The organism is Nitrobacter sp. JJSN, from assembly GCF_051912485.1.
GTDB lineage: Bacteria > Pseudomonadota > Alphaproteobacteria > Rhizobiales > Xanthobacteraceae > Nitrobacter.
Genome location: NZ_CP196822.1, coordinates 2,144,943 through 2,159,233, shown reverse-complemented (window position 1 = coordinate 2,159,233; position 14,291 = coordinate 2,144,943). Strand labels below are relative to the sequence as shown.

The window sequence follows — 14,291 nt, the reverse complement described above, 5'->3', positions numbered from 1 at the left end:
CGATTGACAGGACGCCACGGCGGATTTGCCACACAAAACATGCGTCGATTCGCTTATTGAACTTTAGTCGATATATTTCAGTGTGTTAGATATCGTTATTTGAAAAACTGTGGGATCGGCCGCGGCAATGCATCGTCGCCGCAAATTTAGCCGCATTTCACAGTGCCTTTGACATTCGCAGATATTCTGTTGGCCTAGGTTCATAAGTTCGCTTCATTTTCTCTGCAAGTCCCTTCAAGCGAACTTCTGAACCCAATCATTAAGTCTGCTAGTATCCTTTCGAATCTGACTCGCGACGTAATCGCCCGCCGTTTAGACGATCGGTCATCTGGATATGTCCGGGCTTGTGCCGATGTAGGATCAAATTCTCTGCCGTGTAATGAAGGAATACGATGTCTAAAATTTTTCTGTTGTTCGCTCTGCTTTTGACATTTGGTTCGACCGCAACGATGGCGCAGGCCCAGGGGCAACCGCACAGCGGGACTGAAGCGGAACAGCGCGCCTGCGCACGGGATGTCAGCCGTTTCTGCCGTGAGGTGATGGATCAGGGCGATTTCACCATCCTGGCATGTCTGCAGCAGCACCGTCCGAAACTGTCGAAACCGTGCAACCAGGTTCTGTTGAACCACGGCCAGTAAACGCCGCGGAAGCAACGAGCATCTGGGTCACTGGCGGTTTTATCGCAGTGGCAGATCGGTATGGCTAAAAGGCGAAAGATAGCATTGGTTTAGCTGGCGGTTTCCCCTATATGGGGTGCGCGAGCAATTCCGCCTGCCCCGATATTTTTGGAACTGGCGGGAGACCCAATTGCGATCCAGAGCGTAGCCCAGTCCCCATGTCTACCGCGAACCAACTCCGATCCGGAAAGACCCACCGCGACGAGAATTTTCCGGTCGCGTCGTGGATCATTCATCCGCGCCATCGGGCACTGATTCTCGCGTTCTACAATTTCGTCCGGACCGCGGACGACATCGCCGATCACGCTGAACTCAGCGAAAAGGACAAACTCGCCTGGCTCGATCTGTTCGAGAGCGAACTCCTGGGGCAGGGGAATAGCCAGCCGGAAGCAGTCAACCTCCGAAATGCGCTGGCGCAACGGTCGATGCCGCCGCGCCATGCCATCGATGTGCTGAAGGCGTTCCGGATGGACGCCACCAAGCTGTGCTACGAGACTTGGGACGACGTGATCGACTATTGCCGCTATTCGGCGATGCCGGTCGGACGTTTCATGCTCGACGTGCATGGCGAGAGCCAGTCGACCTGGGCCGCTTCCGATGCGCTATGCGCAGGTCTGCAGATCAACAACCATCTTCAGGACTGCGCCAAGGACTACAGGAATCTCAACCGCGTGTATCTGCCGCGCGATGCGCTCGCCGCTTCCGGTGCTTCGGCCGAGATGCTCGGCGGCGACAAGGCGACGCCTGCGCTCCTGCAATGCCTGCACGCCCTGGCGGCGCGAACCGAAGCGCTGCTCAACGAGGGTCGGCCGCTCGCGGCGGAGATCGGGGACATCCGGCTTGGGCTCGAAGTCGCGGTGATCCAGATGTTCGCCGACAGGATCGTCGCGCTGCTGAAGGTGCGCGACCCCCTGAGTGAGACGGTTCATCTGAAGCCCCTGCAATTGCTCGGCTACAGCGTTGCCGGCATCACCGTCGAGATGCTTCGGCGCTCGGTGCGGCGGCGGCCGATGTCGACCCCGGCGGCCGGCGCATGACGATCGAGACGACAGCCGACGCGAGTTCGGGAGCGACTGCGTCCAGCAGCTCGTTTTACGCGGCGATGCGCATCCTGCCGCGCGCGCAGCGCGAGGCGATGTTCCAGATCTACACGTTTTGCCGCTATGTCGACGACATCGCCGATTCCGACAGCCCACGGCCGGAACGGCGGGCCGCGCTCCAGCAATGGCGCGATGACATCGACGCGCTCTATCAGGGGTGCGCGCCGGAACGGTTAGGCGGTTACGCCGTCTCCGTTCGCGACTTTGGTCTGCGCCGCGAGGATTTTCTCGCCATTATCGACGGCATGGAGATGGACGTGCTGGCGGATATCCGCGCGCCGGATGATGCCACGCTCGATCTATATTGCGATCGCGTTGCCAGCGCGGTCGGGAGGCTGTCGGTTCGGGTGTTCGGATTGTCCGAGCAGGATGGCATCCTGCTTTCGCATCATCTCGGCCGCGCGCTGCAATTGACCAATATCCTGCGCGATGTCGATGAAGATGCGGCGCTCGGACGGCTGTATCTGCCGCGCGAGGGCCTGCTCCGCGCCGGCATCAGCAGCTCCGATCCGGCCGCCGTGATTTTGAACCCGGCGCTGCCGCAAGTCTGTGCGCCGCTGGTAGAGCGGGCGCGGGCGCATTTCGTCGAAGCGGACGAGATCATGAATCGCAACTCGCGTCGCGCCGTGCGCGCGCCCCGTATCATGTCGAGATACTATCACGCCATTTTGGAACTGCTGGAGCACCGCGGTTTTCAGCTGCCGCGCTCGCCCGTTCACCTCAGCCAGGCGGCGAAGATTGCAATCGTCCTCCGCTACGCGTTGATCTGATGCAAACAACCGTTCATATCGTCGGTGCCGGCATTTCCGGTCTTTCCGCAGGTGTGCGTCTGGCCGACGCCGGTTATCTGGTTCGCGTGCACGAGGCGGCGCAACAGGTCGGCGGGCGTTGCCGCTCCTATTTCGATGGTGCGACCAATCTCACGATCGATAACGGCAACCATCTGGTGCTGTCCGGCAACCATAGCGTCCTTGCCTATGCGCGCACGATCGGCACCCAGGCCGGTTTGCAGGGGCCGCCGAAGGCCGAGTTCTCGTTTATAGACCTTGCCGTCAATAAACGCTGGAAGCTGCAGATCAACGACGGACGCGTCCCGTTCTGGGTGTTCGACCGCAACCGCCGGGTGCCCGACACCTCGCCCGCCGACTACTTCGGGCTCGCGCCGCTGATTTGGGCCAATGCCCGCACGCGGGTCGGCGACGCCATCAAATGCGATGGCGTGCTTTACAAGCGGCTGGTGCTGCCGCTTCTGCTCGCCGCGCTCAACATCGATCCGCCCGACGGAGCGGCCGGTCTTGCCGGCGCGATCATTCGCGAAACGTTGCTGGCGGGCGGTCAGGCGTGCCGGCCGCTGATCGCGCGCGACGGGCTGAGCTCGGTGCTGATCGACCCGGCGATCGACTACATTCGCGCCAAAGGCGGCAGCGTCGATGTCGGCCACGAAGTGCGGCAGCTCACCATGGCGAACGGCAGGGTCGCGGCGCTCACGCTCGGCGATCAGACCGTCGCGCTCGGCCCGGACGATGCCGTCGTGATGGCGGTGCCGCCGCGGTCTGCGGCTGCGCTGCTGCCCGGTCTGACCGTGCCGACGAAATTCCGCGCCATCGTCAACGCGCACTTCCGTTTCGTTCCGCCGCCACATCTTCCGCCGATGATCGGGGTCGTGAATGGTCTGATCGAATGGCTGTTCGCGTTTCCGGACCGCCTCTCCATCACCATCAGCGGCGGCGACCGGTTGGTGGACATGCCGCGCGAGGAATTGGCGCGGGCGATCTGGAAGGACATCTGCGCGGTCGCCGGCATTGACGCCGAGATGCCGGCCTGGCAGATCGTGCGTGAGCGCCGCGCCACGTTCGAAGCCTCGCCCGAGCAGAACGCCTTGCGTCCGGGTGCCCTGACAGAGTGGAAAAACCTGTTTCTTGCCGGCGACTGGACTGATACGGGGTTGCCGGCAACCATCGAGGGATCGGTCCGCTCCGGGAATCGTGCGGCCGATCAGGTCCTGAAAACCCGTGGAATCTGAGACATCAGCCGTCATGAGCTCCGTGGACGCGACAGCTGCGCCGATCGACGATGCCGCTCTCGGGGGCAGCATCGGCGCCGCTACGCGCGGGCTACTGAACTTCAAGCAGCCCGACGGTCATTTTGTGTTCGAGCTCGAGGCGGACGCGACCATCCCGTCCGAATACGTCCTGCTGCGGCACTATCTCGGCGAGCCGGTCGATGCGGCGCTGGAAGCCAAGATCGCGGTCTACCTCCGCCGCATTCAGGGTGCGCATGGTGGCTGGCCGCTGGTGCATGACGGCCCATTCGACATGAGCGCCAGCGTGAAGGCCTACTTCGCGCTGAAGATGATCGGCGATTCCATCGACGCGCCGCACATGGCGAGCGCGCGCGAGGCAATCCTGGCCCGCGGCGGCGCGGCGAATGTGAACGTCTTCACGCGCTTCCTGCTATCGTTCTTCGGCGTGCTGACATGGCGCAGCGTCCCGGTTCTGCCCGTCGAGATCATGCTGCTGCCGATGTGGTCGCCGTTCCATCTCAACAAGATTTCCTACTGGGCGCGCACCACCATGGTGCCGCTGATGGTGTTGGCCGCGCTGAAGCCGCGCGCGCGCAATCCGCGTGGCATTGGCATCCGCGAACTGTTTCTTCAGGATCCGGCCACTGTCGGCACGCCGAAGAGAGCTCCGCATCAAAGCCCGGTCTGGTTCGCGCTGTTCAGCGGCATCGACCGGATCTTGCGGACGATCGAGCCGCTGTTTCCCAAACGGCTGCGTGCGCGCGCTATGAAAAAGGCGATCGCCTTCGTCGAGGAGCGCCTCAACGGCGAGGATGGTCTCGGCGCGATCTTTCCGCCGATGGTCAATACGGTGATGATGTATGATGCGTTGGGGTTTCCGCCCGAGCATCCGCCGCGCGCGGTGACACGGCGCGGCATCGACAAGCTTCTGGTAATCGGCGAGGACGAGGCCTACTGCCAGCCCTGCGTGTCACCGATCTGGGACACCGCGCTTGCCTGTCACGCGCTGCTCGAAGTCGGCGGGCCTGACTCGCTGGTTAGCGCTGGCAATTGCCTCGACTGGCTGCTCCCGAAGCAGGAGCTCGACCTCAAGGGCGACTGGGCCGTGAAACGTCCGGACGTGCGGCCGGGCGGCTGGGCGTTCCAGTACGCCAACGGCCACTATCCCGATCTCGATGACACCGCCGTCGTGGTCATGGCGATGGACCGGGCGCGCCGCAATGGCCGGAGCGACAAGTACAACGAGGCGATCGCGCGCGGCCGTGAGTGGATCGAGGGAATGCAGAGCCGGGACGGCGGCTTTGCGGCGTTCGATGCCGACAATCTTGAATATTATCTCAATAACATTCCGTTCTCGGACCATGCAGCGCTGCTCGATCCGCCGACCGAGGATGTCACTGCGCGATGCGTCTCGATGCTGGCGCAGCTCGGCGAGACTGTTGACAGCAGCCCGTCCATGGCGGCCGGAGTTGAGTACCTGCGCCGGACCCAGCTCAAGGAAGGGTCCTGGTATGGTCGCTGGGGCCTGAACTACATCTACGGCACCTGGTCGGTGCTTTGTGCGCTCAACGCCGCCGGGCTCGATCATCAGGATCCTGCTATGCGCAAGGCGGTGGACTGGCTGGTGTCGATCCAGAATGCCGATGGCGGCTGGGGTGAGGATGCCGTGAGCTACCGGCTCGACTACAGGGGATTCGAGGGGGCGCCGACCACGCCATCGCAAACGGCCTGGGCCCTGCTCGCCTTGATCGCCGCGGGGGAGGTCGAAAATCCGGCTGTAGCCCGGGGGATGAAGTACCTAATAGACACACAGACCAAAAAAGGGCTGTGGGATGAACAGCGCTATACGGCCACGGGGTTTCCACGGGTGTTTTACCTGCGTTATCATGGCTACTCCAAATTCTTCCCGCTCTGGGCTCTGGCGCGGTATCGGAATTTGAGAAGCACCAACAGCAAGGCGGTAGGGGTCGGGATGTGAATTTGGGGGCGGCGATTGACGTATCCGTGGGCAATTCCTTTGACCCGCGGCCGGTACTGATTGTGACCGGTCTGGTTCAGGAAGCCCGCATCGCTGCGGGCCCTGGCATGACTGTCATTTGCAGCAGCAGCAATCCCCGGCAATTGCGCACGCTTCTCGCAGGCTTCGATCCGTCCACGGTACGGGGCGTGATCAGCTTTGGAGTCGCAGGCGGGCTCGATCCGTCCCTGAAGTCGGGAGATGTCGTCGTCGCCACGGAAGTCGTGGATGGCAAGTCGCGGTGGCAGGCGGGCCTTGCGCTCAGCGAGGAACTGATCGACGGCTCCGGTCTCGGCGGCCAGAGAGTGGTCCGCGCCGGGCTTGCGGGTGTCGAGCAGGTCGTGGTGGGGCAGGCCGGCAAGGCCGTACTTCATGCCGAGACCGGCGCCTCGGCCGTCGACATGGAAAGCCACATCGCGGCTGCCTATGCCACGAAAGCGGCACTTCCTTTTGCTGCCCTGCGCGTGATCAGCGACCCCGCGACGCGAGCGCTGCCGGCGATTGCCCGCAGCGCCATCAAGCCGAACGGCAACATCGACCTGAAGAAGGTGCTTGGCGGCCTTGCACGAAATCCGCTGACCCTGCGCGCGCTGGTGTCCACCGGAATCGATTTCAATCGGGCGCTCCGCTCCTTGCGCGGCTGCCGAGGCTTTCTGCTGGGTGGCGAGAGTCTCATCGCGGCGGACATCTGACGGCGCCGCTGGTCGCGGATTTTAGGTCGATCAGGTTTGCAGAGAACCGCGCCGCCTCTGCGAAGAGAGAACTCGCAGTGCTCTGATGCGGCGCTTCTGTCAAAAGTGAAACGTTATCGTCTCTGAAAACAAACCCGGCGCCGGGAGATGATCTTCGGCGCCGATGTTGTCTAGACGTGCAAGTGATCGCGCTCAGGCCGCGGTGGAGGCTTTTTGCTCTTTTGCCGCCTGCTTGGCGGCGGCGGCCGCGGCCTCGTCCTTGCGAATATCCGACAGCTTCTTTTCCACCTGCTCTGCAAAGATGTACTGCGCCGGGCGCTGCTTGCTGAGGTCGATCTCGGGCGCCATCGGGCCGGTGGTCTGGACACCACGCAGCGCCACCCACATTGTCTTGAGCGGATTGTTCAGCGCCGCAGTGGCTGCGGTCGGCTCGTAACCGCAATGTGCCATGCAGTTGGCGCACTTCTCATACTTGCCGGTGCCGTAGCTGTCCCAGTCGGTGGTCTCCATCAATTCCTTGAAGGTCTTGGTGTAGCCCTCACCGAGCAGGTAGCAGGGTTTCTGCCAGCCGAAGATGTTACGCGCGGGCATGCCCCACGGCGTGCAGTCATATTCCTGATTGCCGGCGAGAAAGTCGAGGAACAAGCCGGAGTGCATAAAGTTCCACTTCTTGCCCTTGCCAAGCGCGAATACGTCGCGGAACAGCTTCTTGGTCTTTGTGCGGTTCAGGAAGTGCTCCTGATCGGGCGCGCGCTCATAGGCGTAACCCGGCGACATCGAGACGCCGACGCCGAGCTCGGCCGTGAAGTCGAGGAACTTTGCGATCTCTTCGGCCGGATAGTTGTCGAAGATTGTGGCGTTGACGTTGACGGTAAAGCCTTTCGCCTTCGCCGCCTTGATCGCGGAGACGGCGCGATCGAACACGCCCTCCTGGCACACCGACTTGTCGTGATGCTCGCGCAAACCGTCGAGATGGATCGAGAAGAACAAATATGGGGAGGGCTCGAACAGATCGAGCTTCTTCTCCAGCAGCAGCGCGTTGGTGCAGAGCGAGACGAACTTCTTGCGCGCAACGAGGCCGCGCACGATCTCGCCGATCTCTTTGTGGATCAGCGGCTCTCCGCCTGGAATTGCAACCATCGGCGCGCCGCATTCCTCGGCCGCGTCCCAGCATTCCTGAGCGCTCATGCGACGGTTGAGGATCGCGTCGGGATAGTCGATCTTGCCGCATCCGGCGCAGGCGAGATTGCAGCGGAACAGCGGCTCGAGCATCAGCACAAGTGGATAGCGCTTGCGGCCCAGCATCTTCTGCTTGATCAGATATCCGCCGATCTTCAGTTCTTTAAAAAACGGTATTGCCATCACAAGTGTTCTCTCTGGAGTTACCAGCTTAAATTTGAAGGGATCAGGCTGAGGTCAGTTCAGACGGAAGCCGGAATTCGATGTTTTCTTCTCGTCCCGGCAGCACCGAGACAGCAACTGGCCCCATGCGTCTCAAGGCCTCGATGACATCGTCGACAAGCACTTCCGGCGCCGATGCGCCGGCCGTGATGCCCACGGTTTTCGCGTCCTTCAGCCACTCCGCATTGAGTTCGCTGCCGTCGGAGATGAGATAACTTGCAACGCCGACTTCAGTGCCAATTTCGCGCAGGCGGTTCGAGTTTGAACTATTGGTTGCTCCGACCACCAGGATGACATCCACCAGCTTGCTGAGGTCTCTTACCGCAGATTGGCGGTTTTGTGTTGCATAGCAGATATCCCGTGTGTCAGGGCCCTGGATATCCGTAAAACGCTGCTGGAGCGCGAGAATGATGTCCTTGGTGTCGTCGACACTGAGTGTCGTCTGGGTGATATAGGCCACCGGGGTGTCGGCGGGCAGCGTCAGGGCCGCGACGTCGTCAACGTCCTGGACCAAAAGCACGGGGCCCGGAACCTGTCCCATGGTTCCCTCAACCTCGGGATGGCCGGCGTGGCCGATCAGGATCAGGGTGCGTCCCTTGGACATATAGCGTTTGCCCTGGTTGTGGACTTTGCTGACGAGCGGGCAGGTGGCGTTGAGTACGGGCAAACCGCGTGCGACAGCCTCTTCTTCCACGCTCCGGGCAACGCCATGAGCGCTGAACACGGTGACGGCCTTTGGCGGAACCTCGGACAGGTCCTCGACGAAGATCGCGCCCTTGTTCTTCAGGCTTTCGACGACGTACTTGTTGTGAACGATCTCGTGGCGGACGTACACTGGGGGACCGTACTTCTCCAGCGCGCGCTCGACGATCTCGATCGCGCGCACGACGCCCGCGCAGAATCCGCGCGGCTGTGCCAGGAGAATTTCAATCGGGCGAACGTCAGTCAATTTGCACCTTACGCATTATACTGTAACTCCATATAGGTCCGAACGTTTCTTCTTAAAATCACACGTGTCTTCAAGAAAAGTCACAGGTATTTAATCTCAGGATCACGATCCCGGGAATTCAACGCTATGACATACACGGACCCCTGCGTCAGGACAAAATGTCTCGATGCCGCAGACCTTTGGGGGTGCTGGAACGCGCATCCCGGTATTATGATACAGAATTCGGCCGACGCAGACGGTCTCACTTGTTCGTCACTTTGTCGTCCGCAAAGCGAACTATGTGAAGTCGCTTCAAATCGTCCGGCAATCATCCCGAATCAAAAACGACGACATTTTAAGCCACTTTTCCATGCCCCTGAAGACAACAGGATACAAAACCACTAGTGGTCCGATTCTAACATTTGCATCCCGTTGCGCCGGGAGTTCTTGCAAATGTTAGAATCAAAGGACCACTAGAACTAATAGGTTTCCAGCGGATTTGAATTTGACATTCGCTTGCAAGGTTTGCCGGAAAGTGGGTAGCGAATGGCAAATTCATTCTACTAGATCAGGCGGAAGAATCAGGTCGAGATTCCGTGCCTTTACGTATTGCGGTAGCAGAAAGAAAGAATGTGCTGACAGGTATTGTTGTTTCAATCGTTAAGACTTGCACGCGATTTGCTTTGGCGACTGCGTTGGTGGCGATCGTGCTGTCGGCCGGAGCGGTCTTCTATACCGTGAGAAATTTCGAAATCAATACTGATATCAATAAGTTGATCTCACCCAATCTGGATTGGCGGCAGCGCGACATCGCTTTCGAGAAGGCGTTCGACCAGGAAAGGCTGATCCTTGCCGTCGTGGAAGCCCCGACGGCGGAGTTTGCCGGCGCCGCCGGCGCCATGCTGGCGGCGAGACTCGCTAGCGACCATGAACATTTCGAGGCTGTTCAGCAACTCGGCGGCGGGTCGTTTTTTGAGCGCAATGGCCTGCTTTTCCTGCCGACTGACGAGGTCAGGCAGGTTACCGGTCAATTCAGCGAGGCTGCGCCTCTGGTTGAGATCATGGCCGGCGATCCGAGTTTGCGCGGGCTGACTGGTGCTCTCGAAACGGCGCTGGTGGGCTCAAAGCGGGGGCAGTTCTCGCTCGACAGCACGGCGCGGCCGTTCTCGCTGATCGCCCAGAGCGTCGAGGACGTCCTGACCAAGGGGAACGGCACCTTTTCCTGGCGTCAGCTGGCAAGCGACCAGCCGCTGACCGATTCCGACCGCCGCTCGCTAATCCAGGTCAAGCCGTACCTCGATTTCAATGCGCTCGAGCCCGGTAAGGATGCCACCGACGCGATCCGCAAAGCCGCCGTCGATCTGGATATCGCCGGCAAGTTCGGCGCCCGCGTCCGCTTGACCGGGCCGGTTCCGATCGCCAACGAGGAATTCGCTACCGTGCAGGAGGGCGCCGTCGCCAACGGCATCGGCACGACGCTGGTCGTGCTGGTCATTCTCTGGCTGGCGCTGCGCTCGCCGAAAATCATCTTCGCAGTGTTTGTAACGCTGTTCATCGGACTCGCGATCACCACGGCCCTCGGCCTCATGATGGTGACATCGCTCAATCTGCTGTCGATCGCGTTCGCCGTCCTGTTTATCGGACTGGGCGTCGACTTCGGCATTCAGTACAGCGTCCGCTACCGCTCCGAACGCTTCAAGACCAACGATTTGGAAACGGCGCTGCTGATCGCGGCGAAGCGCTCCGCGGTCCCGCTGTCGTTGGCGGCTATGGCGACTGCGGCTGGCTTCCTGTCGTTCCTGCCGACGGATTACAAGGGTGTTTCCGAACTTGGCAAGATCGCCGGCGTCGGCATGCTGGTTGCCTTTCTCGCAAGCATCACTGTCCTTCCGGCGTTGCTGCGTCTTCTGAACCCGCCTGGTGAGAACGAGCAGGTTGGCTACGCGTTTCTGGCGCCGCTCGATCATTTTCTCGAAAAGCATCGCGTGGCGATCGTCGGCAGCACGCTCGCGGTCGTCATTCTCGGGGCGCCCGCGCTCTACTTCCTGCGGTTCGATTTCAATCCGATCCACTTGAGAAACGCAAAAGTCGAATCGATCGCGACGTATCTGGATTTGCGGAAAGATCCGGAGACCGGCGCGAACGGCATCAACGTGATGGTCAAGTCCGAGCAGGAAGCGAAGCAGGTCGAGGCCCGGCTTGCCAAGGTGCCTGAAGTCGCACGCACCAGGGGGCTCGACAGCTTTGTGCCCGCTGACCAACCGGAGAAGCTCAAGCTGATCGCGCAGGGTGCCAAGGTTCTCGGTCCTGCGCTTAATCCGGATTCGATCGACCCGCCGCCGTCCGACCAGGAAAATGTTGGCGCGCTGAAGGAGGCCGCCGCCAGCCTGCACAAGGCCGCGGGTAGCGGTCAGGGTCCGGGCGCTGCGGCCGCAAAGCGGCTGGCCGACGATCTCACCCGCTTGGCCGATTCGAACGAGGCCACGCGCGAGAAGGCTCAGGCGGTGTTCGTCGAACCGCTCAAGCTGATGTTCGAGCAGATTCGCAGTTCATTGAAAGCAGAATCTGTCAGTCTGAAATCTCTGCCGCCGGATTTCGCGAAGCTCTGGAAGAGCGACGGCTTTATGCGTGTCGAAGCGTTGCCGCGCGGGGATCCGGACGACAATGGGACGTTGCGCAAGTTTGCCAGCGCCGTGCTTGCCGCTGAGCCGACCGCAATCGGCGGACCGGTATCGATTCTCAAATCCGGCGACACCATCGTGAAGGCCTTTATCGAGGCGGGGCTGTGGGCCCTGATCTCGATCAGCATCCTGCTCTGGCTGGCTTTGCGCCGAATCACGGACGTGCTGCTGACGCTGGTGCCGCTGCTGGTCGCGGGGGCGGTGACGCTGGAGATCTGCGTCGTGATCGGGCTTCCGCTCAACTTCGCCAACATCGTCGCGTTGCCGTTACTGCTCGGCGTCGGCGTGGCTTTCAAAATATATTATGTCACCGCGTGGCGTTCCGGCAGAACGAATCTGCTGCAATCAAGCCTGACGCGGGCGATTTTCTTCAGCGCGCTGACCACCGCGACCGCGTTCGGCAGCCTGTGGCTGTCGAGCCATCCGGGCACGGCAAGCATGGGTAAGCTGCTGGCGTTGTCGCTCGTCACCACGCTTGCTGCAGTGCTGCTATTTCAGCCCGCGCTCATGGGCCGCCCCCGCGATGTCGGGAAGTAGGCAGATATCGCCAACGGGATCAGCAGTCGGCGAGGTGGCGGTTGTCGTGGTGGTCGTGGCTGCCTTCTGACCGGTGGTCTTGGACGGGGCCTTCGGTGACGTGGTCTTCGCCATGCCCGCCTTTGGTGCGCCTTTGGCGGCGGCGTTGGGAGAAGTGTTGGCGGGGCTGTTGGACGGACTGCTTGGAATCGGGCCGGCTACGCGGGTCCAGGTCTCACCACCGCACAGGAAACCGAGTACGCAGCCCTCAATCTCGAGCTGATCCGGCGATGCGAGCTTGATCGAGGACTTGTAAAGTTTGCCGTCCTTGGCGTTATAGACCTCGCCGTCCCACTCCTCCTTCTCGGGCTTCTTCTTTTTCATTTCCAGAAGGATTGGCATTCCCAGCGTCGGCCGGCTTCTTTTCGAGACGTCCGGATTGTTCTGATCGACGCCGCCGGGCTGCTTCTCCCAGGAGACGACTCCCCACATCGCGCCGTTGCATTCGGCGACGCGAATGTTGGCGACGCCGTCGGCGACACGCCAGTCGCCAGTCGGATCGGCCGCTCCGGCCGGGCCGAATCCCGCTGTCACCAGAGCTGCTGTGACGAGAGCGGTCGTGGCGAGAATTCTGCAATAATTTAAAGTACGCATGGTATGTCCTGGGCGCTGAAACATATCTTCAAGCCTGTGCTTAAGTAGAAGGGCTGGGGATCAGTGGAAAAGTCAAATTGTCGTATTCATGATTTTCAGTTGACGAAACCGCCATCAAGCGAACTATGTAGCGGATGCTATATCCAAATCTAGACGTTTCCGAGGTGTTTGTGGAACGGCAGGCGCAGCGCAGTGCGATGCATGTCCGCCACCTCAATGAACAGCTTGTCAGGGTTCTCAAGACCATTGGCTACGACGTTGGTTTCCAGAGCGGTCACGGTCAATATCTGGTCGATCGCGAGGGCGCCCGTTACCTTGACCTACTCAGCGGATTTGGCGTTTTTGCGATTGGGCGGAACCATCCCGTGCTGCGGGATGCCCTGAAAAGCGTCCTCGATAGTGACCTTCCCAATCTCGTGCAGATGGACGTCTCGACGCTGGCCGGCGTTCTGGCCGAGCGGCTGCTCGCTCATGTTCCCTACCTTGATAAGGTCTTTTTTGCGAATTCCGGCGCGGAAAGCGTCGAGGCAGCGATCAAGTTTGCGCGTGTCGCCACGGGGCGGACCGGCGTCGTTTACTGCGATCACGCCTATCACGGGCTGACTTACGGCGCGCTGTCCCTGACCGATGACAAGAATTTCCGCGGCGGCTTCGAGCCGTTGCTTCCGGACTGTACCGTCATTCCCTTCAATGATCTGGTCGCGCTGGAGCAGGCGCTGTCGTCGCGGCAGGTCGCAGCCTTCATCGTCGAGCCGATCCAGGGCAAGGGCGTCAACATACCAAGCGATGAATTCCTGCCGGGAGCGGCTGCGCTGTGTCGGAAGTATGGCACGCTGTTCGTGGCAGATGAAGTTCAGACCGGTATCGGGCGTACCGGACGTTTTCTCGCCGTCGAGCACTGGAACGTTGAACCCGACATGGTGCTTTTGGCCAAGGCCCTGTCCGGCGGCCATGTGCCGATCGGCGCAGTGCTGACCCGCAAACACATCTTCGACAAGGTCTTCAACCGGATGGATCGCGCCGTGGTGCACGGCTCGACCTTTGCCAAAAACGATCTCGCGATGGCGGCCGGCATTGCGACCCTTGAAGTGATGAAGGCCGAAAAGCTGGTCGAGAACGCAGCCAGGCGCGGCGATGAACTGCGGCAGGCGCTGTCCCGCATGGTGCCGGGTTACGAACTTCTGAAGGAGGTGCGCGGCAAGGGCCTGATGATCGGCATCGAGTTCGGACCGCCGAAATCCCTGCGTCTGAGGGCATCGTGGAATCTGCTGGAAGCTGCCAACAAGGGCCTGTTCTGCCAGCTCATCACCGTGCCGTTGTTCAAGGATCACAAGATCCTCACCCAGGTCTCCGGTCACGGCAGCCATACGATCAAGCTGCTGCCGCCGCTCATCATCAACGATGAAGACTGCAAGTGGATCGAAACCTCGTTCGACAGCGTCATTGCCGCAAGCCATCAGGTTCCCGGCGCGATCTGGTCACTCGGCAAGACACTGATGGACAACGCCGTCCGCAAGTCGGCCTGATCTTTAAAGTCTGATTCAACTTCGTTGATCAGACTCTAGCCGCATCCTTTGATTGAGCATGATCTTATCCGAAAAC

11 protein-coding genes are annotated in these 14,291 nt (G+C 60.8%); 8 read left to right on the top strand and 3 right to left on the bottom strand.

All coding sequences use genetic code 11. The annotated features are described in order from the left end of the window. The first annotated feature begins 392 nt into the window (after window positions 1-392). From ACSZOQ_RS10755 to ACSZOQ_RS10730, 6 genes are all read left to right on the top strand, one after another. Window positions 393-638: a hypothetical protein gene (locus tag ACSZOQ_RS10755; RefSeq protein WP_439922531.1), complete on the top strand. Its 246-nt coding sequence runs from the start codon at window positions 393-395 to the stop codon at window positions 636-638. A gap of 197 nt (window positions 639-835) precedes the next feature. After that, the gene (hpnC, locus tag ACSZOQ_RS10750; protein ID WP_439922530.1) at window positions 836-1,714 is read left to right on the top strand and encodes a squalene synthase HpnC; all 879 of its coding nucleotides are present in this window, start codon (window positions 836-838) and stop codon (window positions 1,712-1,714) included. Continuing rightward, window positions 1,711-2,547, top strand: a complete 837-nt coding sequence (gene hpnD / locus ACSZOQ_RS10745) for a presqualene diphosphate synthase HpnD (protein WP_439922529.1) — start codon at window positions 1,711-1,713, stop codon at window positions 2,545-2,547. The genes hpnC and hpnD overlap by 4 nt, the downstream gene beginning before the upstream one ends. Next, the gene (gene hpnE, locus ACSZOQ_RS10740) at window positions 2,547-3,800 is read left to right on the top strand and encodes a hydroxysqualene dehydroxylase HpnE (protein WP_439922528.1); all 1,254 of its coding nucleotides are present in this window, start codon (window positions 2,547-2,549) and stop codon (window positions 3,798-3,800) included. Before hpnD ends, hpnE begins: the two co-directional genes overlap by 1 nt. 13 nt (window positions 3,801-3,813) lie before the next feature. Then, window positions 3,814-5,778, top strand: a complete 1,965-nt coding sequence (gene shc / locus ACSZOQ_RS10735; protein ID WP_439922527.1) for a squalene--hopene cyclase — start codon at window positions 3,814-3,816, stop codon at window positions 5,776-5,778. Further along, entirely contained in the window at window positions 5,775-6,509 is a 735-nt protein-coding gene (locus tag ACSZOQ_RS10730; protein ID WP_439922526.1) for a phosphorylase, read from the top strand. The genes shc and ACSZOQ_RS10730 overlap by 4 nt, the downstream gene beginning before the upstream one ends. A gap of 192 nt (window positions 6,510-6,701) precedes the next feature. Here the strand turns inward: ACSZOQ_RS10730 and hpnH are convergent, their stop codons facing one another. Then, window positions 6,702-7,871, bottom strand: a complete 1,170-nt coding sequence (gene hpnH / locus ACSZOQ_RS10725) for an adenosyl-hopene transferase HpnH (protein WP_439922525.1) — start codon at window positions 7,869-7,871, stop codon at window positions 6,702-6,704. A gap of 43 nt (window positions 7,872-7,914) precedes the next feature. Beyond that, a complete protein-coding gene (gene ispH, locus ACSZOQ_RS10720; protein WP_439926014.1) occupies window positions 7,915-8,841 on the bottom strand; it encodes a 4-hydroxy-3-methylbut-2-enyl diphosphate reductase in 927 nt (308 codons plus the stop codon). 629 nt (window positions 8,842-9,470) lie between these two features. On the opposite strand from ispH, the gene ACSZOQ_RS10715 reads away from it, so the two are divergent. Continuing rightward, entirely contained in the window at window positions 9,471-12,056 is a 2,586-nt protein-coding gene (locus tag ACSZOQ_RS10715; protein ID WP_439922524.1) for an MMPL family transporter, read from the top strand. Here the strand turns inward: ACSZOQ_RS10715 and ACSZOQ_RS10710 are convergent. Continuing rightward, complete coding sequence (locus ACSZOQ_RS10710; RefSeq protein ID WP_439922523.1) at window positions 12,009-12,689, bottom strand: DUF2147 domain-containing protein; 681 nt, start codon at window positions 12,687-12,689, stop codon at window positions 12,009-12,011. The genes ACSZOQ_RS10715 and ACSZOQ_RS10710 overlap by 48 nt on opposite strands. Window positions 12,690-12,823: 134 nt before the next feature. Between ACSZOQ_RS10710 and hpnO the strand changes: the two genes are divergently transcribed. Further along, entirely contained in the window at window positions 12,824-14,215 is a 1,392-nt protein-coding gene (gene hpnO / locus ACSZOQ_RS10705) for an aminobacteriohopanetriol synthase HpnO (RefSeq protein WP_439922522.1), read from the top strand. Window positions 14,216-14,291 lie beyond the last annotated feature (76 nt).

What these genes read in the sequence shown, in the direction of transcription:
- ACSZOQ_RS10755 (WP_439922531.1), top strand. Translation starts at nt 393, where the DNA reads ATGTCTAAAATTTTTCTGTTGTTCGCTCTGCTTTTGACATTTGGTTCG.
- hpnC (WP_439922530.1), top strand. Translation starts at nt 836, where the DNA reads ATGTCTACCGCGAACCAACTCCGATCCGGAAAGACCCACCGCGACGAG.
- hpnD (WP_439922529.1), top strand. Translation starts at nt 1,711, where the DNA reads ATGACGATCGAGACGACAGCCGACGCGAGTTCGGGAGCGACTGCGTCC.
- hpnE (WP_439922528.1), top strand. Translation starts at nt 2,547, where the DNA reads ATGCAAACAACCGTTCATATCGTCGGTGCCGGCATTTCCGGTCTTTCC.
- shc (WP_439922527.1), top strand. Translation starts at nt 3,814, where the DNA reads ATGAGCTCCGTGGACGCGACAGCTGCGCCGATCGACGATGCCGCTCTC.
- hpnH (WP_439922525.1), bottom strand. Translation starts at nt 7,871, where the DNA reads ATGGCAATACCGTTTTTTAAAGAACTGAAGATCGGCGGATATCTGATC.
- ACSZOQ_RS10710 (WP_439922523.1), bottom strand. Translation starts at nt 12,689, where the DNA reads ATGCGTACTTTAAATTATTGCAGAATTCTCGCCACGACCGCTCTCGTC.
- hpnO (WP_439922522.1), top strand. Translation starts at nt 12,824, where the DNA reads ATGCTATATCCAAATCTAGACGTTTCCGAGGTGTTTGTGGAACGGCAG.